Raw genomic sequence first — 19,579 nt, 5'->3', positions numbered from 1 at the left:
CCAGTTGTTGAGTTTACCACGGCTAACATGGCTGCATTCATTAACTGACCAACTCAGCAACTGAGCAACTCATCGACTGCTCAATTCAGCAATAATACGAACAACATCGTGAACCAGAGTTTCGATTTTATCGAAAGCACGTTCGGCCAGTACGGCTTTCGGGAAAAGCTGGGAGCCTATTCCAACCGCTACCACACCCGCACCGAACCATTTTGTCAGGCTTTCGCGGTTCGGTTCAACGCCCCCCGTTACCATGGCACTGGCAAACGGCAGCGGGCCGTGCAGGCTTTTGATGAAGGCAGGCCCCAGCACGTCGCCCGGAAATACCTTTACGATCTCGACCCCCGATTCGTGGGCCGTAGTGATTTCGGTGAGAGTAGCGCAGCCGGGCAGGTAAGCCACTTTCCGGCGGTTACATACCCGGGCTACCTCGTCGCTGAACGTGGGCCCGACAATGAAATCGGCACCCAGCTGTAGATAAAGGGCCGCCGTTGGCGCGTCCAGAATCGTACCGGCACCAAGCGCCATATCGGGGAAATCGCGGGCACACAACCGGCTCAGGTTGGCAAAGCGTTCGTGGGCGAAATCGCCCCGGTTGGTAAACTCGAATGCCCGAACGCCTGCCCGGTAGCAGGCCGCCAGCACACCGGCGCATACGTCGGCATCGGGATGATAAAATACAGGAACCAGCGGTATTTGCCGGATAGTCTGATAAACGGTCAGGCGGGAAGTACGAGCCATAGGGTAAAGTTCATGTGCAGGCGTCAAAACTATCGAATAAGCCGCGACGCCAGTTTATTTATCGTTTTAACCGGCCCGACCCATCACCCCGTTCCAGGGTTTCGACTTCGGCCACGGTAGCCAGATTAACGTCGCCGGCAATAGTATGCTTCAGGGCCGAGGCCGCTGCGCCAAATTCAACGGCCCGCTGCGGATCATTGAACGTGAGCAAACCGTAAATAAGGCCAGCCATGTAGGCGTCGCCCGTACCAATACGGTCGACAATCGGCTGGATGTCGTACAGCCGTGATTTATAGACCGTCTCGCCGTCGAATAGCTTGGCCGACAGCTGGTTGTGCGACGCGCTGACCGAGTTTCGCTTGGTGTCGGTCACATAACGTATGTTCGGAAAACGCTGCATCAGTGCACGGCCCGCTTCCTGAAAGGTGCTGCCGACAACGCCGTAAAGCTCTGAAAATAATGATTTGCTGCCTAAGACCAGCGTACAGCCTTCCGTCAGCGCCGGCATGATCTCCTTCGGACTTCGGCCGTATTGCCATAGATTGCTGCGGTAGACAATATCGCCCGACACGGGGATGCCCAGGCGGTTGGCGGTCTGGATACCGGCCAGCAGACAGTCGGCGGCCCCCTGCGACAGGGCGGGCGTAATGCCCGTCCAGTGGAACCAGCTAACCGGCGATTCGGGGGTGCCAGCCAGAATGGACTCCCAGTCGATTTCGTCGGGCTTGATACGCGAGAAAGCCGAGTCGACGCGGTCGTAGATGATCTGACTGGCCCGGGTTCCGGCACCGGTTTCCAGAAAATAGAGTCCCATACGGCCATCGCCAAAACGAACAGACTGTGTGTCGACACCATATCGGCGCAGATAGCCCGCTGCCGCCTGGCCTATAGCGTGGTTGGGAAAGCGGGAGACGTGAGCAACCGGTACGCCAAACTGCGCCATCGATACGGCGACGTTAGCTTCGGTACCGCCAAAATGCATAGTCAATGTGCTGGACTGGGTCAGGCGGTCGACACCCGTTGGGCTGAGTCGAAGCATGACTTCGCCGAAGGTAATTAGTTTCATTCAGGTCAGGCGACGGGTTCCTTTATCAATTCTTCTGTTTTGATCGGCTCCATATTGGGCAGAATCAGGTGAATAATCACCAGTGCAATCAGGTAAGCGCAGCTGGCAATGATAAACATGGGCAAATAACCAAAGGCCGTAATGATACGTCCGGCCAGCAACGCCAGCAGAATACCGCCAACCGCGCCGAACATACCACCAATACCGGTTACAGAGGCAACCACATTTTTGGGAAATAAGTCCGATGCAAAGGTATACATGTTTGCCGACCAGCCCTGATGGGCCGCCGTTGCTATGGCAATTAAAGCAATGGCCACCGTTAAACTGCTGGTTTGAGCCGCAAAGAAGATAGGCACCACACATAACGCACAGATGAGCATAGTGGTTTTGCGGGCCCGGTTGGCCGTCCAGCCGAGGTTCATGAACTGCGTCGTGAGCCAGCCAAAGAAGATACTGCCTGCGTCGGAGACAACATAAATGATCAGGAACGGAACGCCGAAGCTTTTCAGGTCAAGTTTCTGGTCGAGGGCGTCGTTGGAATTGAAGAAATCGGGAAGCCACGACATATAAAACCACCAGATGGGATCGGCCATAAACTTGCCGACGGCAAACGCCCAGGTTTGTTTGTAGCCGAGTAAGCGGCCCCATGAAACTTTAACCGGCACGATCGTCTCGTCGTCGCTGCGGATGTAAGCCAGCTCATCGGGCGATAATTTTGGGTTCTGTTCGGGCTTGCTATAGGTAAACCACCACAGCAGCAAGAGGCCGAATCCAAGCACTCCTGTCACTAAAAATGAACTGCGCCAGCCAAACTGAATAATCAGATAAGGAACGGCAAGGGCTGTCAGGATAATACCTACGTTGGCCCCGGCATTGAAAAGGCCATTCGCGAAAGATCGTTCCCGTCGGGGAAACCATTCGGAAACGGTTTTGATGGAGGATGGGAAATTGGCGGCTTCGCCCAGGCCCAACAAGGCGCGCGCCCACCGAAGGCCAGCTATATTGCCAACAAAAGCGGTCAGCATCCCGGCCAGGCTCCAGACAACGATACCGATGGAAAAGCCCTTTTTGGTGCCGATTTTATCGATGAGCCAGCCCGCCAGCAGAAAACCAATGGCATAAGCAAATTTAAAGGCCGCATCGACGTCGCCGTAAAGTACCTTGAAACGGTCGGTCGCTTCTTTCGTCAGCGTAGCATCCGGTGCCAGATCCAGCATTTCTTTCCGAAATACTTCATCGGTCATTGTAAACGAAAGGACCTGCCGGTCGACATAGTTGATTGTCGTGGCAATGAACAGCAGCGCAACGATGCGCCACCGAAAGCGGCCGGATGTAGTAGAATTTACCAAGAGAATAAGGGCTTTTGATGAGAAAAGCAGCCCTATCTGCTTTTTTACCTAATCCGGTTGGCCGGTAAGTCGCCAGCTGACGAGCCTCTGGTTAGCTCCGTCAACAAGAACTTGCCACTGAATGACTTACCAACGTACTACTTATTAACTACCTCCTTATGATTGAACAAACATGGCGTTGGTTCGGGCCCAACGATCCGGTATCCCTTGCCGATGTGCGGCAAGCGGGTGCTACCGGCATCGTTACCGCACTTCACCACATTCCTAACGGCGACGTCTGGCCGTTGGAAGAAATTCAGAACCGGAAAAAGCAGATCGAAGCGGCTGGCCTGACCTGGTCGGTAGTAGAAAGCATTCCGGTCCATGAAGGGATCAAAACCCGCACCGGATCGTTTCAGCGCTATATCGACAATTATAAAGAGTCCATCGTCAACCTGGCTCAGGCGGGCATCGATACGGTATGCTATAATTTCATGCCCGTGCTCGACTGGACCCGCACCGACCTTGACTTTCCAATGCCTGACGGCTCCACGGGCCTGCGGTTCGACGCCGTTGAGTTTGCGGCCTTCGAGTTGTATGTCCTGCAACGGCCCGGAGCCGAGTATTTATACAATGACGAGCAGAAACGGCGGGCGCGTAGTCAACTCGATGCCATGAGCGACACGCAGGTGAAGCGCCTGACCCGTACTATCATCGCGGGCTTGCCCGGCTCAGAGGAAAGCTATACCGTGGAGCAATTTCGCGATGCGCTGGCCATGTATGCCGATGTGGGCGACCGGGAACTGCGGCAGAACCTGTATGCCTTCCTGCGCGAGATCGTGCCCGTTGCCGAGTCGGCGGGGGTTAGGCTTGCCATTCACCCCGACGATCCGCCGTACCCGATTCTGGGGTTGCCACGCGTTGTCAGTACGGAGGCCGACGCCCGCGCGCTGCTGGCTGCGGCCGACTCGCCGGCCAATGGGATCTGCTTCTGTACGGGCTCCTACGGCGTCCGGCCCGACAACGACCTCGTTGGTATGGTCGAACGGTTGGGGCCCCATATTCATTTCATTCACCTACGCAGTACGGAGCGGCATAGCGTCGAGGGTCATCCGGCCTGGGTTAGTTTTCAGGAGGCTAACCACCTCGAAGGGGATGTACCGATGGTGGGTGTGATGCGGGCCTTGCTGGCTGAACAACGGCGTCGGCAGGCCGCAGGCCGTTCCGACGCCCGAATGCCGTTCCGGCCCGATCATGGCCATCGGATGCTAGACGACCTGACGTCGGGTAAACGAACAAATCCCGGTTATACGGCAATCGGGCGGCTGCGCGGGCTGGCCGAACTGCGTGGACTCATGTATGGACTGTCCTGAATCCTGATCGTTTCACAAGGCAACCGTGCCACTAAGGGTACCGATTGAAATAAGCGGCAGAAATTAACCGTTAGCCTTACAACGGGCTATCGGTTCTGGATGGCTGCGTAGTAAAACGCTCGTTTATTGGTCGTTCAAGCGTCTTCAGGTTAGACCGTTAAGGGAGTACGGGGCAGGCAGCGCTGGATAATAGATCGCTACATTTCCCCGAAGCTCCCTTAAATTTTCTTAAATTGGGCCGTTCCCGTGTTGGAACTGTTATTTTTGTCTCAATAACACGAACCCCTGAATGGCTCGTACGAAGAAGAAAGTAGGTACGTATCCCAGCGGCATGATTTTATTTAGCCTGACGCTGGCGTTATTTTTAATTGGCTTTTGCGGGCTGCTGGCTATCCAGTCGAAACGATTGGTGACGTTCATCCGTGAAAATTACGAGATGCGGGTTTTTCTCGATAAAGGCCTGGACGAAGCGAAGTTTAAAAAGCTGTTCAAGGCCATCGCCGAGCGGCCTTATATTCTGACAACCGCCGGAGGAGAGCCGCAAATTAGTCTGGTAACAAAAGATGTAGCTGCTAAAGAATTTATTGCAGAGACGAAAGAAGACTTCTCGAAATTCCTGGGCGAAAATCCACTGCGCGACAGCTACCGGATCAAGCTGAACGAAGCGTATTTCGAAGAAGCCAAGTTGCAGGGCGTGAAAGAGGATCTGGAGCAGATCGACGGGGTGTTCGAAGTGGTTTATCAGGAGAACCTGGTCGACAGCATAAACCGGAACATCACCAAGATTTATATTGTGATGTCGGCTTTCGCTGTAGTGTTGCTCTTCATCATCATTGTGCTGATGAACAACACTATCCGGCTGGCACTTCATTCGCAACGGCTGCTGATTCGCAGTATGCAACTGGTAGGGGCCACGAACGGGTTTATTACAAAACCCTTTCTGGGCCGGGGTATCATGCAGGGGCTGATTGCGGGGGTTATCGCGGTGGTTCTGCTGCTGGCTGCACTCCAGATCGCTATTCATAACCTGCCCGAGCTGGAGTCGTTTCAGGAGCCTGAAAAGATAGCGATGCTGCTGGCGGGTATACTGGGGCTGGGTGTGTTGATTGGTTTTATAAGCACGTTTCAGGCCGTTCATCGGTACCTGGGGCTGACGCTGGATGAGTTGTATTAACGAATGACTGTTTGGTGCAGGTGCGCCGGAGCGGTCTTAACTGAACAGCAGACGGAGAATTTGGGCTGATCGAAAGCCGTTTTCCATTCTCTTTTGTTCTCTATACATTAAAAAAAGACGAACATGGCAAAGGACAAACAATATGGCTCGGCCACACTGACCCACGAGGAAACTGTCAAAAAAGCGACGGTTGCCGATGTGCCGGTCACCAGAACCGTACCAACCCGGCCCCTCATGGCCGAACCTACGCGCCGGGCTGATCCGGCGGCTGCGCTGCCGTTTGGTCGGCGTAACTATACGCTCATGCTCCTGGGGATCGGCGTTATCCTGCTGGGCTTTTTTATTATGAGCCTTGATAAAGAGGAATTTGGCTTCGGATTTTTGGGCCTGACGCTCGGCCCAATTGTTGTAATGGGCGGTTTTATGCTCGAATTCTTTGCTATTCTGGCCCGACCAGTCAAATGAAGTTATTCAGTTATTCGGTTGTAAAGTTGTAAAGTTGGGTTTGTGTCAGCCAACTTTACAGCTTTACAACCGAATAACTTTTTTGAATGGATCTGATTCACGCGATTGCCCTGGCCATCATTGAAGGACTTACCGAATTTCTGCCGGTTTCCTCAACAGGTCACATGATTATCTACTCCTCGCTGGCGGGCATCGCCGGGAATGAATTCACCAAGCTTTATACCGTCAACGTTCAGTTTGGCTGCATACTGTCGGTGCTGGTGCTTTATCACCGCCGGTTCCTGCTCGACACCCGAACTGACGACTTCGAAGCGCCCGACTGGGTGAAGCAGTTTCCGCAGAAAACGCAGCGGATGGTCGACTTTTACGCTAAAATCCTGATTGCCTTTCTGCCTGCCGCTGTCATCGGTTTTTTACTGGATGATTTCATCGATTCGCTTCTCGAAAACGTAACTGTGGTCGCTGTGACGCTGCTGGTGGGCGGGGTTATACTGGTCTATATCGACAAGATCGTTAACCGGGCACCCAAAGACCTTGACGTCACGGCTCCTGATGCGCTCCGAATTGGTTTTTTCCAGTGTATTGCCATGATACCGGGTGTGTCGCGTTCGGCGGCTACGATCATTGGCGGTATGTTTCAGGGACTCACCCGCACGCAGGCGGCCGAGTTCTCGTTCTTTCTGGCCGTGCCGACAATGGCGGCTGCGTCGGGTTACAAGCTCCTCAAGACCTATAAACTGCTTCAACCCAGCGACTACCAGACGCTGCTCATCGGCAACGCTATTGCGTTTGTCGTTGGCTTACTGGCCATCCGTGCGTTTGTCGGTTTCCTGACAAAATATGGTTTCAAAGTCTTTGGATACTACCGGATCGTGCTGGGTCTGATTCTGTTGGGCCTAGCCGCAGCGGGGGTTAAACTAGACGTGTTGTAACGCATGGAACAACCCAAGAAGCCTGTCGATGCCGGACAACCTGACCCTGGCCAGCTGATCCTGATCGATAAACCGCTAACCTGGACGTCGTTCGATGTGGCCAACAAGCTCAAATACGCCTGTAAGTTCAAGAAGATAGGCCATGCCGGAACGCTCGACCCGCTGGCTACGGGCCTGCTTATTCTGTGTACCGGTAAGATGACTAAACAGATCGATCAGTACCAGGCACAGGAAAAGGAATATACCGGAACACTCGTGCTGGGAAAAACTACGCCTTCGGTCGATCTGGAAACGGAGTTCGACAGTGAGTCTGATCCGGCCGGGATTACCGCCGACCAGATTCAGGATGCGGCACGGCAACTGACGGGCGACATCATGCAGATACCGCCTATTTATTCGGCTGTGCGGGTCAATGGCGAACGCCTGTACGAAAAAGCCCGTCGCGGGGAGACCATCGATATCAAAAGCAGACAGGTAACGGTGTCTGTATTCGAGACGGATAGCCGCCGGTTTCCGGAGGTAGATTTTCGCATCGTGTGTTCAAAAGGAACATATATTCGTAGTCTGGTGCGTGATCTGGGTCTGCTGCTCAACAATGGTGCGTATATGAGTGCCCTTCGCCGGACGCGCATCGGCGATTTTCGGGTAGACGACGCTGACACGCTCGATAACTTCATTACCAAATGTCGGGAGAACCGGGACAAGCAACTGGCCGATGAGGTTCGGCCTGTCGAGTCTGAACTACCTGCATCTGATACACTATTATGATCGTTTATCGTGGTCTCGATGACCTACAGCCCCTTGCCAACGCCGTTGTAACAAGCGGTACTTTCGACGGTGTTCACCGGGGCCACCAAACTATACTGACCCGGCTTACTGAAGTCGCTAAAGCCAGCAACGGCCCGTCTGTATTGATTACCTACTGGCCTCATCCCCGTACTGTTGTTTCCAACGACAGCCAGGATCTCAAACTGCTAACGACGCTGGACGAGAAAATCGAACTTATCGATCAGGCAGGAGTCGATTACCTGGTGGTAATCCCGTTTACGCGGTCTTTTTCGCAACTGTCGTCCGGTGAATATATCCGCCAGATCCTAATTGAAAAGATCGGGACCCGGAAGCTGGTGATTGGGTACGACCACCGCTTTGGCCGCGACCGGGAAGGAGGCTTCGATTACATTCAGGCCCACCAGAGCGAATACGGCTTCGAGGTTGAAGAAATACCCCGGCAGGATGTCGAAGCGGTGGGCGTCAGTTCATCGAAAATTCGGGCTGCGCTGAATGAGGGAAATATTCAGACCGCCAACCGGTTTCTGGGGCGTCCCTACAGCCTGACAGGCACCATTGTCAAAGGACGGCAGCTAGGCCGCACAATTGGCTTTCCGACGGCGAACATGCAGGTCGACGATGCGAACAAGCTTATCCCGGCCAATGGGGTTTATGCTGTCGAGGTAGACTATGGTGGTCAACTTCTCGGCGGTATGCTCAATATCGGCTTTCGGCCTACCGTAGCCGGCACGAACCAGACCATTGAAACGTACATTTTCGATTTCGACAAAGATATCTATGGCGAACACCTGACGCTTCGGTTCCGGGATTTTCTTCGTCCTGAACAGAAGTTCGACGGTTTGCCAGCGCTGGTTGCTCAGCTGAAGCAGGACGAAGACGCAGCGCGCGCCCGGCTAGCCTAAACAAATCAGGCGTTGATCAGCTGAAAAACAGGTCTGATCAACGCCTGATCTATTGACTCGGTCACTGCCTACAAAGCCGTTACCTTGATGCGGCTATAGTATAAAGCCTGATCGCCTTCGAAACCGGAGTCGGTACCAACGAACACCCACAACTCACCCTGAGCATTGGTTCGGGCCGTCAGGGGCTGCTCTTTGTTCGAGCGCTGAATCAGCGTATACTCTTCTACATCTTTCCCGGTTCCAACATTGCCCAGCAGCGATGTTACTTTGCCTTCTTCGGACTGGGTGCCTTTGTCGACGCTCAGATGGTAGAAATTGCCATCGAGTACTTTCTCTGGCTTCGTTGCTGTAGCACCGGCTTTTAAAAAGACACTGCTGCCCGGTGAGCCTCCAATCCCAAAGCTGCTCGAAGGGTATTTAGAGGCCAGTTCCACGTCGAACTGTAATTTGTAATCCGTATTGGGTGCCAGGCCCGTCAGTTGTTTACGAACAAACATAAACAGGTCGTCACTGCGGTTGCGACCGAAGACCCGCAATGATTTCTGCGACTGATCCAGCGGGGCTGGTAGATTAGTGTGTGTAAACGAGAACTCGATAAGAGACTGCTGCTCGACGCCGTAATCCGATACGTCGCCTTCCCAGCCATTCTGGGTACTGGCAAATGAGTTGTCCAGTAAAACGCCGGTAACAGGCACAGGCGTAATCGTTGAGTTGTCCTGGCAGGCAATACTAAAGAAGGTTATCAACGCCAGGGCTGGTTTTGCAAATCGTTTCATGTACTACTGAGAATTGGTAAAAAAATACAGGGTGAATACGCTCCGGAACGTATCATCATGACTCAGTAGTCAGGAAAAGGGTTGGAAAGAAACGACCGACAAATCAACGTTGGCCAATGTGCGAACCGGCCGCATAGCCCGTTGTCCAGGCGCTCTGGAAGTTGAACCCCCCTGTAATGCCATCTATGTCAAGTACTTCACCGGCAAAAAACAGGCCTGGTTGCGTTTTGCTTTCGAGTGTCTGGGGATGCAGACCGCCGAGCGAAATTCCTCCGCAGGTAACAAACTCTTCTTTAAATGTACTCTTGCCCGTCACCTGAAACTGGCTGTTGGTAAGCCGGTCAGCCAGTCGGTTCAGGAGTTTGGCCGGAAGGTCGGCCCAGCGCTGGTCATCGACAACGCCGGCTTCCTGTACCATCATCTGCCAAAGCCGGGATGGGAGTCCGAAGGGGTTCTGCGACGATACGAGCTTTCGACCGTTCTGCTGGCGGAACTCCTGCAGGGCCGCGCGCAGGGTGCTATCGTTATAAACGGGTACCCAGTTTACGCGCAGGGTGAACCGGTAGTCGACGTTGGCCAGTTCACGGGCTGCCCAGGCCGACAAGCGCAGAATAGCCGGGCCGCTAAAACCCCAGTGGGTGATCAGCAACGGCCCCCGCTGCTCCTGTTTCGTGTTTACGACATACACAGCCGCATCGGGTACCGATACGCCCGCCAGCGACAGAAACGGACTGCTGGGTACATGAAACGTAAACAGCGACGGGACCGGCGATTGCAGCGGCTCGGCCTGATCGGGTAGCCAGTGGTAGGAGGGAAGCTGGGGGTAGCCGCCCGTAGCGACCAAAACGCGGTCGGCCATCAGCAGACTGCCATCGAGCAGAGTAAGCTGCCAGCCGGGATGACCGGGTTGCTGTACAAGCGCGCTGACCCCGCAACTGGTGCGGATTTCGATGCCCAGCCGACGGGCGGTATTGAGCAGGCAGTCTACAATGGTTTCGGAGGTGTTGGTCTCGGGAAACATACGTCCGTCTGCTTCGGTTTTCAGGGCCACGCCCCGGCTCTCGAACCAGCGTACTGTTGCCATAGCGTCGAACTGGTTCAGCAGGGGGCGCAGGGGTTTTTCGCCCCGTGGGTAATGTTTAGTCAACTGCCGGTTGTCGAAGCAAGCGTGGGTAACATTACAGCGACCACCGCCCGAGATACGGACTTTGTTGAGCACGGTGCGGGTTTTCTCCAGAATCGTGACGGTGGCATCCGGGAACGTTTCGGCGGCTGTGATAGCCCCGAAAAAGCCGGCGGCTCCTCCGCCAATAACTACAATAGACAAGGAAGACATAGTACAGGAACACTAGTTCAGGGTTTTTGAGTTCGTACCATCTCGGGCAACAAAATGGTAACGGTGTCAAAGCCCAAAGTTCGTTCGTAGATTTGCTCTTATGCGTTTCAATCCACGATTTAATACGAAAAAATACCATCGCCGGGGCTTCCGGCTACGCGGCAACACGCTGGTGCTGCTGTTTATCTTTTTCCTGATCGGGCTATTTCTACATTATGGCGGCCGAACGCAGCCCGTTGTTGCTTTCTGGAACGACATTCGCCATCTCGTAGGACTGGGCCGCTCCCGACCCGATAAACAGCCTGATAATCCCTACAAAGCACCCGAACCTGATGAAGATGTAGCGTCCGACAAGGGGAGCGGCTCATCGGAGGATAAAGCCGGTGACGAGCGGCCCTCTGGTTCGGCCAGCGATAAAAATGGTAATGCGTCGGATGCAGCGCCGGGTAAAACGATGTTCGACTTCGAGAAGCAGGTCGACTTTGCCTTGCCTGCCTTTCAGTCAGCAGACGAAGTGGTGCGTCGGGACGGGTATGTGCTACGTTACCGCGATGCCTATAAAAATGCCGACTGGGTCGCCTATCCCCTGCTGGCCAACGAAATAACGGGCGATGCTGACCGGGATGGGGAGCAGTTCAAACCCGATCCGCTGGTAGAAACCGGTACGGCGCTGCCATCGGACTATACCCGGTCGGGCTACGATCGGGGACACCTGGCACCGGCCGGCGATTTCAAATTCTCGCAGCGGCTTACCCGCGAATCATTCTACATGAGCAATGTGAGTCCACAGGAACCGCAGTTTAACCGGGGCATCTGGAAGGAGCTGGAAGAACTGGTCAGGCGGTGGGCGGTACGGGACAATGGCCTGTATGTGGTAACGGGCTCCGTTCTGAAACCGGGCTTACCTACTATTGGCCGGGCCAACGAAGTGAGCGTGCCGGGTAAGTTCTATAAAGTGATTTTATACTGCGATAAGCCCAATGTACGAATGATCGGTTTTCTGCTCGACAATAAAGCCAGTAACAGTTCGCTGAAGCAATTTGTGGTACCCGTCGATCAGATCGAGCAGTTGACCGGTATCGACTTCTTTCCGCGGCTACCCGACGATCTGGAGCGCAGCCTGGAAAGCAAAGGCCGGGGCGAAATGGTCGACGAGTGGTTTTCGTACTAGTCGGCGTTGGTTTTGCGGATGGCCTTCTCCATCATCCTGATATGGTTAACAATACCGACTGCCCAGGCGGGGAGCTTTTCTGCCTGATAGGTTAGTTTACCCGTTTCGACTCGCAGTACCGATGTGAAGCTGCCTGCTGAGTTATCGATGAAATCAATATCGTCGAACAGCAGGTAATGCTGCTTGATAAGCGACAAGGCGTTTTTATAGCGTTGCTCGATGATTGCATACGGTACATCATGTCCGCCTTTGCTAACGCGTTCAATAACACGATCTCTACAATGTGTTGCACTATCGAGATTAACGTAACGAAGTATAATGCGGTATCCTTTTTGGCGTGCAGATTGAACGACGGTATAACTGGCTGAAGTGGCTAGGTTACTTTCAAATGAAAAGGAATGTCTATTCTGGAAGCTTTCTTTAACTAATTGACCAACAATGGCTGCCAGTTCATCCTGCGTAAGTCGAGGGTTCTCTTTATAAATAACATCTCCATTTATTTGACTTACTGTATCAAGCAAATAGATTTTTTGCATGAAGGCAAAGAGGGTAGATTTTCCTGCGCCATTCGGACCTGCGAATAGATGCAACACTGGATAATCTACCTCAGTGGTCACGATAGGGCAGGTTCAGATCGATGCAATGTGCCAATTCGAATGATGGTATCGGTGTTTACATCACGTCTTACCTCGTATAATTCACCCGTGGCGGGCCATTCTTCAACCCATCGGCCTTCGGAGTCAGTGTAGTAAAGCATAGTGCCGGTTCGTCGGGCTTCTTCTATGAGATTTTCCCGGAATAACTGTTTCGACTCTTGGGAATGAAGCAATTGATTTGCCTCCTGAAATGACTTCATATAATGAGCTGATTAACCAGGCTTGAAAAAAATGTATCAGGTCTTCTGCTTTTTCTTTTTAGCAGCCGGGAAGAGAATGTTGTTCAGGATCAGTCGGTAACCGGCTGAGTTGGGATGCAGATTCAGGTCGGTCGGTTCCTCTCCAATTTCGTGGCGGTAATCTTCCGGATCGTGGCCGCCATAGAACGTAAAGAAACCCCGGCCGTAGGGGGAGTGAATGTAGCGGGCCTCACTAGCCGAGCGATTTTCGGCCAGGATGACCACTTCCGGTTTAATAAAGTTCTTTTTAAAGGCTGTCGTCTGGCCCATGAATCCCTTGATGACGTTCATGTGGTTCTGGGTCAGCATGGTTGGAATAGGATCGTATTTCGCCGAGAACTGGAATAGCGTGAAGTAATCGTTGTGTTCGCTCAGGCCGCGCTCTTCGGGTTGGTTGTCGATGTTCGAGAACTCAATAAGATACGGATTTGTATAAACCTGGAAGTTGCGGAAGGCAAACGTCTGACTGAAATCCAGCTTGTTATTAGCATTTGGGTCGGCGGGATCGCCGTCGTAGAACGTATCGACGATATCGGTGTTCTGAGCCGCCAGCGCAATGTCATACGTATCGGTGGCGTTGCACATGGCGAAAAGATACCCTCCACCGAGCACAAAATCGCGGATATTCTGGGCCACAGCCCGCTTCAGTTGAGGTACTTTGGTAAAGCCAAACTTGCGGGTGATATTTTCGGCTTCCTGCTTCTGGGCGATGTACCAGGGCTGGTCTTTGAAATGGAAGAATTTGCCATACTGGCCGGTAAAGTCTTCGTGGTGGAGGTGCAGCCAGTCGTATTCGGGCAGTTTGCCGTTCATCACCTCTTCATCGAACACAACATCATAGGGAATTTCGGCGTAGGTCATTACCATCGTCACTGCGTCATCCCAGGGCTGTTTTGTCTTGGGCGAATACACCGCTACTTTGGGGGGCTTTTGCAATTTGACAGCGTCCATGTTGGCATCGGCTGCCCCTACCTCGGCCAGAATCTGCGACGACTGGGCATCTGAAATAACTTCATAGCTTACGCCCCGGATGACCATCTCATTAATGAAGGCCTGGGATTGAGGCATCAGGAACGAGCCACCCCGGTAATTGAGCAGCCAGTCGATTTCGGTGTCGTGGGTTTTCAGCACCCAGTAAGCAATACCATATGCTTTAAGGTGATTCTTCTGGGCATCGTCCATGGGAATCAGGATTCTCGACGCCCAGACGTGGCCCGTCAATGTCAGAATTAGTATAAGCGGTAACAGCAACCGTTTCATTGGCTTTCCGATTAGTAATGCATATGGTAGCTTTGTCATAACGAAAGATAAGCAATTTTTGTGCTAAATGAACCTCATCGAAAACATCCGGGAAGGTTTGCGCTCGATTGCCAGCAACCGACTGCGTACTATTCTAACTTCGCTGATCATTGCGATCGGTATCACTTCGCTGGTGGGTATTCTGACGGCTATCGACGGACTTCAGAATTCGGTCAACACTAGTTTTGCCGGTCTTGGTGCCAACACGTTCAGTATTGTAGCCCGGCAGGACGATTACCGGCAGGGCGGACGCGTTCGGAAACAGGACGAACCCATCGACTATTTTGACGCCGTACAGTTCAAACGGCGGTTTCCGTATGGGGCTACCATTTCGGTGTCGACGGTGGCTACCGGCGCGGCTCAGGCCAAGTTCGGCTCTAAAAAAACCAACCCCAACGTGCAGTTGATCGGGGGCGATCCTACCTACCTGATGGTAAAAGGCTATACCCTCCAGACGGGCCGTAACCTGACGCAGAACGATACCGACTATGGCCTCAACGTAGCCGTGATTGGCAGCGAAGTGGCTGGGACATTGTTCGAGAAGAAACTCAATCCCGTCAATCAGGTGATCCGGGTATCGGGCAACCAGTACAAAATAGTAGGGGTGCTGGATAAAAAAGGCGGTTTTTCGGGTGGTGGAGACGACCGGATGATTCTGATTCCGCTCGATAACGCCCGCGCGCTGGCGGGGTCACAGCGACAGACATTTTCCATTACAGCCTCGGTGCCAACGGTTGGCGATCAGGACGAAGCCGTTGGTGAGGCACGGGGCGTTATGCGGCAGGTAAGGCGCGACCCGCTCGGCCAGCCCGACTCGTTCGATATCGAGCGGGCCGACGATCTGGCCAAAGAAACCGAAAATATAACCGGCTACCTCCGCATTGGCGGCTTCGGCATCGGGTTTATCACCCTGCTGGGTGCCGCCATCGCCCTGCTCAACATCATGCTGGTATCGGTAACGGAGCGCACTCGTGAGATCGGTATTCGTAAGTCGCTCGGTGCTACACCCCAGCGTATTCGGGAGCAGTTCCTGATCGAAGCAGTTGTAATCTGCATTCTGGGCGGTATAGGCGGAGTAGTAATGGGACTTGGTATCGGTAATATCATTGCCTCCCTCGTTAGCCAGGGCAAGGGCGGGTTCGTCGTGCCATGGGTCTGGATGGGACTTGGTCTTGTCGTTTGTATAGGCGTGGGTTTGTTTGCTGGTATCTATCCCGCCGTACGGGCCTCCAAGCTCGATCCGATCGAGGCTCTGCGGTATGAGTAAACACGAAGGGGCAGAAAAGAAACAACATTTTTTCGGCACCCGCTTTCTCCTTTGATTGCCTTTACCTACTTTTGCACCCACGTTTGACATCAGACGTACCGATTTCAACGCCGGGTTGGCGGAACCGGTAGACGCGATGGTCTCAAACACCATTGTTCGCAAGGACATGCCGGTTCGAGTCCGGCACCCGGTACTAGCAAGAATGCCTGACTGACTTCGTGTCGGTCAGGCATTCTTGTTTTTAAGCGCTGGCTGAATAGTAGGCTATTCCAGCTAGTCGATGGTAAAAAAAAGGGGGTGTCTGCTTTATCCATTGCGATTGACGAACGATCAGTCGAGGCTATACACCTGACCAAGGCTGGAATTTCCTGAATTCGGCCATCCTGCTTTACCTGATGAACCGTACTGATTTTCTGAAAACATCGGCGCTTGCCGGAGCCGCGCTCATTACCGACCCGCTGGAGGTCCGGGCGTTCATTACCCGTAAATCCGCTCAAAAATACCGTACCGCTGTGGTGGGCGCAGGCTGGTGGGGCGGCAACATCCTTCGTTGCGCCGTGCAGGCCGGTGAATCGAAAATCGTTGCGCTTTGCGATGTGGATACGCGCCAGCTTAAAAAGACCAGTGAGGAGCTTGGCAAGCTAACGGCCGATCAGCCGAAGCTATACCGCGACTACCGGGAGATGCTGACCACAGAGAAGCCCGAAATCGTCATTGTGGCCACCCCCGACCATTGGCACCCGCTCATTGCCATTGCCGCCATGCAGGCAGGGGCCCATGTGTATGTTGAGAAGCCTATCAGCCACACCATCAACGAAGGGAAGGCTATGGTGAAAACCGCCCGGCAAACGGGGCGTATCTGTCAGGTCGGCATGCACCGGCGCATATCGCCCCATAATGTGTCGGGTATGGAGTTCCTTAAATCCGGTAAGGTGGGGAAAATTGGGATGGCGAGGGCGTTCGTGCATTATGCTGGCGGGGCAGGCAAGCCAACCCCCGATAGCGAAGCACCCAAAGAAATGGACTGGAACATGTGGTGTGGACCTGCTCCGCTGCGTGCGTTCAACCCGGCCATGCATCCCAGGGGCTGGCGTAACTTCATGGATTATGCGAACGGTACCCTTGGCGATTGGGGTATCCACTGGCTCGACCAGATCTTGTGGTGGACTGACGAGAAACACCCCCGCAAGATCTACTCCACCGGGGGGCGATCGATCAAACAGGACAGTACCGATGCGCCCGATCACCAGGTGTCTACGTTTGAATTTGAGGATTTTACGGCCGTTTGGGAACACCGGACGTTTGGAGGAAACATGGCGGAGAAGACGCATCCGCAACAGGCTGTAGGGGTTTATTTCTACGGAACCGAAGGGACGTTCCACATGGGCTGGCTCGATGGATGGACGTTCTACCCATCAGATCCGAAAAAGCCCACCATTCATCAGGATGCACAGCTCAACAAGCCTGATGACCAGAATATCGCCCAGCTCTGGACGAATTTCCTGGATAGTATCAAAACCAACAAACTGCCCATATGTGACATCGAAATAGGGCACCGCTCTACCAATATGGCTTTGCTCGGTATGTTGTCTATGAAACTGGGCCGTAGTGTGGCCTGGGATGGCAACCAGATTCCGGACGATGCCGAAGCGAACAAGCTTTTGAGCCGGGCCTACCGGGGCGAATGGCAGTATCCGGTATAAGCTTCGGCAAGCAGTAGATCGTTCTCCGACTAGCCGTATCCGGGACAGAATTCCCGAATTAGTCGACGTCTCTGTTAACCAATTGGCGCTTACGCTGGTTAGAAATAAACGAGGTCCAGGTGTCAATAGCGGTCTGCCTGGCTGCTGTAGACACCTGGACAAATTCTACCAGTTAATTAACGTCAACGTACCATGAAAACCAGTAATCTGATCGTATTTGGATTGTTGCTAGCCTTGCTGGCAAGTTCCTGTTCCAAAACAATCTCCTTCTCCAGTTCTACGATCGTACCAGCTGCTACCGGGCAGGTGAAAATCAAGAAAGACAAAAACCGCAACTACGGCATCACCGTAGACGTGCTGAATCTGGCTGAACCGAAAATGCTCAGTCCAGCCCGAGAGGCCTATATCGTCTGGATGGAAGCAGGTCGGGATCCCGTCAAGAAACTAGGGCAGATATATCCATCGTCCGGTTTGTTTTCGAAAGCACTCAAAGGACGTCTGAACGCGACATCGATCGAAGAACCCAACGTTGTTTTTATCACTGCTGAAAACAATACGGACGTTCAATACCCCAGTAGCGACGTTATCTTAACGACCCGGCGATAAGCAGGGTCTGGCCAGCGCCAGACAACCCGGCTTATCGCCGGTTTCTTTTTCTGCATACGCTGTAATGTTGTCTCGTAGCTTTAACGTGGTCCCCGTTGGTATGGGCTAGTTCCATGGCTTTTGTCTGAAGAGCTACCGCCTGACAACCGATGGACTTACGTACGATTTGCGATGGACTGAACGTTGGCTTTATACAAAACTTTGAACCGATCTCAACGCATGTTAAAAATAGTCGCAGCCGTCACCGTTATCGCGTTTCTTTCTGCCTGTGAAGGGGGCGTATTAAAGAAGAAAAATTGTAAGAGTTGCGAAACCATAACCTATAGTAGAACCGCTCCCGTCAATACGAACAAGCAGCAGGTTTGCGGCAATGATGAAGTGTCGGCCTTTGTTACGGCCAATACCATCACGACCAGCAGCCTTACCGTAGTAACTACCTGTAACTAACGGCCTGACTGGCAGGCTATGGTGTTGCCGGTAGCCTGCCAGCAGAGAAACTCTCCGTCTGAAAGGTTTGCATAAGCGAGTTGACCAGCGCCTGAGTCAATGGCTTCGTATGGTAGGCAATTACGTTTGAAAAGCTGGCACACCGGGCCTGGTCCAGCGTACTGGTGGACGAGGTAAGGATGATGACCCGGTTTTTTTGCCCCGATTCCTGCATCTGTTTTAAAAAGCCCCAGCCGTCGAGTTCCGGCATGTTCAGGTCTAAAAAAATAAGGGAAGGATTGATGGTCGGCAGTTCTGAATAAGCTACCTCCGGGTCAGTAAAGTCATGAATCTTCAGGTTGTCGAATAGGCGGGACAACACCTTTTTCATCATTAAATTACAGATGGCGCTGTCGTCGACCAGCATGATTGTTGCGTCCATGTCGTTGAAATAATTAGTTAAGCCGCATTAGCCCGCCGTTGTTAAATCTGCATCGATGCTGCTGATAATCTGTTGCAGGGCCTTATCCAGGTCGTGAGAAGTTACTACCAGCATCGGCATCATTTCTTCCATGATCTCCTCCGCAGAAAACGTTTCCATCAGGTAAGCCAGGCTAAGAATGCGGGATAGTGGTTCCCGAATTGTATGGGCGTGCTGGCGGGAAACTTCCAGCAACCTTGTGTTTTTGTGCTCCAGTTCCTGCGTGCGGTACTGAATAACAGCTTCCTGTGTGGCTACTAACTGGGCGATGACATCGTTCTTCTCCTGAAGGTTCGACAAGGCCAGCTGAAGCTCCTGCTGTTTACTGCCCAGTTCTTCGATTAGTTTGATCGACAGTATTTTAGCATACAGATTCTCTACTGCAATCCGCAGAATAGGAACGTCGGCAGGCTGAAATTGTCGATCACCACCAGAAAATACTGATACGATCAGACCTGAGTCTGCTGAAAATGCCACATGCCAGCCCCAGATCTGAGTAGGTTTTTCCGGCAACCGCAGTTGGGATGGTTGTAAACTGTCGGCAATTAAAGCGGCATCGTCGAGGATAGCCGGGACATGACTTTCGCTGAGGATTTGCTCGTGTTTCCAAAGTAGACCGGCACTACCGCATACCACATTCGAGCCCGTTGGGACGAGTGAAAAGGTGACGTAATACCCCTGCTGGTAAAAACTGAACCGCACCAGTTGGTAGTCGAACAAATACTTGATCTGGCCCTGTAAACACTGCCTCACCTGATCCAGCGTGGTCGAGCGACTCAGGGCGCTCGAAAAGCGGGATAAAGACTCATAGATAAGGCGATATTTAAAGGCAAGGACGGTTGACACAGT

At 53.0% G+C, this 19,579-nt stretch carries 21 protein-coding genes and 1 tRNA gene; 12 read left to right on the top strand and 10 right to left on the bottom strand.

Annotation, left to right across the window (positions count from 1 at the left end):
* Positions 1-69 precede the first annotated feature (69 nt).
* From FH603_RS05840 to FH603_RS05830, 3 genes are read right to left on the bottom strand one after another with little or no spacing between them, the layout of a single operon-like run.
* The gene (locus FH603_RS05840) at positions 70-741 is read right to left on the bottom strand and encodes a bifunctional 4-hydroxy-2-oxoglutarate aldolase/2-dehydro-3-deoxy-phosphogluconate aldolase (protein ID WP_186736522.1); all 672 of its coding nucleotides are present in this window, start codon (positions 739-741) and stop codon (positions 70-72) included.
* Positions 742-799: 58 nt separating this feature from the next.
* Positions 800-1,807 carry a sugar kinase gene (locus tag FH603_RS05835; RefSeq protein WP_186736521.1) on the bottom strand — a complete coding sequence of 336 codons (1,008 nt, stop codon included), beginning with the start codon at positions 1,805-1,807 and terminating at the stop codon, positions 800-802.
* A gap of 5 nt (positions 1,808-1,812) precedes the next feature.
* Positions 1,813-3,156, bottom strand: coding sequence for an MFS transporter (locus tag FH603_RS05830; RefSeq protein ID WP_186736520.1), 1,344 nt, complete (start codon positions 3,154-3,156; stop codon positions 1,813-1,815).
* A 158-nt stretch (positions 3,157-3,314) separates the two neighbouring features.
* Here FH603_RS05830 and uxuA point away from each other — a divergent pair, with 158 nt between their 5' ends.
* The 6 genes from uxuA (at position 3,315) to FH603_RS05800 (ending at position 8,770) form a co-directional block, all read left to right on the top strand.
* Complete coding sequence (gene uxuA, locus FH603_RS05825) at positions 3,315-4,508, top strand: mannonate dehydratase (protein ID WP_186736519.1); 1,194 nt, start codon at positions 3,315-3,317, stop codon at positions 4,506-4,508.
* A gap of 289 nt (positions 4,509-4,797) precedes the next feature.
* Positions 4,798-5,682 (top strand): cell division protein FtsX, encoded by an 885-nt coding sequence (locus FH603_RS05820; protein WP_186736518.1) that lies wholly within the window; start codon positions 4,798-4,800, stop codon positions 5,680-5,682.
* Between the two features lie 123 nt (positions 5,683-5,805).
* The gene (locus tag FH603_RS05815) at positions 5,806-6,147 is read left to right on the top strand and encodes a DUF3098 domain-containing protein (RefSeq protein WP_186736517.1); all 342 of its coding nucleotides are present in this window, start codon (positions 5,806-5,808) and stop codon (positions 6,145-6,147) included.
* An 86-nt stretch (positions 6,148-6,233) separates the two neighbouring features.
* The gene (locus tag FH603_RS05810) at positions 6,234-7,079 is read left to right on the top strand and encodes an undecaprenyl-diphosphate phosphatase (RefSeq protein WP_186736516.1); all 846 of its coding nucleotides are present in this window, start codon (positions 6,234-6,236) and stop codon (positions 7,077-7,079) included.
* Positions 7,080-7,082: 3 nt separating this feature from the next.
* Positions 7,083-7,847, top strand: a complete 765-nt coding sequence (gene truB, locus FH603_RS05805) for a tRNA pseudouridine(55) synthase TruB (RefSeq protein WP_186736515.1) — start codon at positions 7,083-7,085, stop codon at positions 7,845-7,847.
* On the top strand, positions 7,844-8,770 hold the full coding sequence (locus tag FH603_RS05800; RefSeq protein WP_186736514.1) for a bifunctional riboflavin kinase/FAD synthetase: 927 nt from the start codon (positions 7,844-7,846) through the stop codon (positions 8,768-8,770). Before truB ends, FH603_RS05800 begins: the two co-directional genes overlap by 4 nt.
* Positions 8,771-8,838: 68 nt before the next feature.
* Here FH603_RS05800 and FH603_RS05795 read toward each other — a convergent pair whose 3' ends face one another.
* The gene (locus FH603_RS05795; protein ID WP_235985391.1) at positions 8,839-9,546 is read right to left on the bottom strand and encodes a hypothetical protein; all 708 of its coding nucleotides are present in this window, start codon (positions 9,544-9,546) and stop codon (positions 8,839-8,841) included.
* Positions 9,547-9,649: 103 nt separating this feature from the next.
* Positions 9,650-10,882: a BaiN/RdsA family NAD(P)/FAD-dependent oxidoreductase gene (locus tag FH603_RS05790; protein ID WP_186736513.1), complete on the bottom strand. Its 1,233-nt coding sequence runs from the start codon at positions 10,880-10,882 to the stop codon at positions 9,650-9,652.
* Between the two features lie 100 nt (positions 10,883-10,982).
* Here FH603_RS05790 and FH603_RS05785 point away from each other — a divergent pair, with 100 nt between their 5' ends.
* Positions 10,983-12,053 carry a DNA/RNA non-specific endonuclease gene (locus FH603_RS05785; RefSeq protein ID WP_186736512.1) on the top strand — a complete coding sequence of 357 codons (1,071 nt, stop codon included), beginning with the start codon at positions 10,983-10,985 and terminating at the stop codon, positions 12,051-12,053.
* On the opposite strand, the gene FH603_RS05780 is transcribed toward FH603_RS05785, so the two are convergent.
* The 3 genes from FH603_RS05780 to FH603_RS05770 are packed head-to-tail and all read right to left on the bottom strand — an operon-like array spanning position 12,050 to position 14,208.
* Entirely contained in the window at positions 12,050-12,646 is a 597-nt protein-coding gene (locus tag FH603_RS05780; RefSeq protein WP_342355210.1) for an ATPase, read from the bottom strand. The genes FH603_RS05785 and FH603_RS05780 overlap by 4 nt on opposite strands.
* A 20-nt stretch (positions 12,647-12,666) precedes the next feature.
* The gene (locus FH603_RS05775; protein ID WP_186736510.1) at positions 12,667-12,909 is read right to left on the bottom strand and encodes a hypothetical protein; all 243 of its coding nucleotides are present in this window, start codon (positions 12,907-12,909) and stop codon (positions 12,667-12,669) included.
* A 36-nt stretch (positions 12,910-12,945) separates the two neighbouring features.
* The gene (locus FH603_RS05770; RefSeq protein WP_186736571.1) at positions 12,946-14,208 is read right to left on the bottom strand and encodes an asparagine synthetase B; all 1,263 of its coding nucleotides are present in this window, start codon (positions 14,206-14,208) and stop codon (positions 12,946-12,948) included.
* Positions 14,209-14,275: 67 nt separating this feature from the next.
* Here FH603_RS05770 and FH603_RS05765 point away from each other — a divergent pair, with 67 nt between their 5' ends.
* The 5 genes from FH603_RS05765 to FH603_RS05745 all read left to right on the top strand — a co-directional run bounded on the left by FH603_RS05765 (position 14,276) and on the right by FH603_RS05745 (position 18,270).
* Complete coding sequence (locus tag FH603_RS05765) at positions 14,276-15,514, top strand: ABC transporter permease (RefSeq protein WP_186736509.1); 1,239 nt, start codon at positions 14,276-14,278, stop codon at positions 15,512-15,514.
* 109 nt (positions 15,515-15,623) lie between these two features.
* Positions 15,624-15,707, top strand: a tRNA-Leu gene (locus FH603_RS05760).
* A 202-nt stretch (positions 15,708-15,909) separates the two neighbouring features.
* On the top strand, positions 15,910-17,217 hold the full coding sequence (locus FH603_RS05755; protein WP_186736508.1) for a Gfo/Idh/MocA family protein: 1,308 nt from the start codon (positions 15,910-15,912) through the stop codon (positions 17,215-17,217).
* A 192-nt stretch (positions 17,218-17,409) separates the two neighbouring features.
* Positions 17,410-17,823 (top strand): hypothetical protein, encoded by a 414-nt coding sequence (locus tag FH603_RS05750; RefSeq protein ID WP_186736507.1) that lies wholly within the window; start codon positions 17,410-17,412, stop codon positions 17,821-17,823.
* A 219-nt stretch (positions 17,824-18,042) separates the two neighbouring features.
* Positions 18,043-18,270: a hypothetical protein gene (locus FH603_RS05745; RefSeq protein ID WP_186736506.1), complete on the top strand. Its 228-nt coding sequence runs from the start codon at positions 18,043-18,045 to the stop codon at positions 18,268-18,270.
* A gap of 16 nt (positions 18,271-18,286) precedes the next feature.
* On the opposite strand, the gene FH603_RS05740 is transcribed toward FH603_RS05745, so the two are convergent.
* Positions 18,287-18,691 (bottom strand): response regulator, encoded by a 405-nt coding sequence (locus FH603_RS05740; protein ID WP_186736505.1) that lies wholly within the window; start codon positions 18,689-18,691, stop codon positions 18,287-18,289.
* 27 nt (positions 18,692-18,718) lie between these two features.
* Positions 18,719-19,576 carry a hypothetical protein gene (locus FH603_RS05735; RefSeq protein ID WP_186736504.1) on the bottom strand — a complete coding sequence of 286 codons (858 nt, stop codon included), beginning with the start codon at positions 19,574-19,576 and terminating at the stop codon, positions 18,719-18,721.
* Positions 19,577-19,579 lie beyond the last annotated feature (3 nt).

Origin of the sequence: Spirosoma utsteinense, assembly GCF_014282275.1 — a bacterium.
Taxonomy (GTDB): Bacteria; Bacteroidota; Bacteroidia; order Cytophagales; family Spirosomataceae; genus Spirosoma; species Spirosoma utsteinense.
This window is presented reverse-complemented; position numbering and strand designations above follow the sequence as displayed.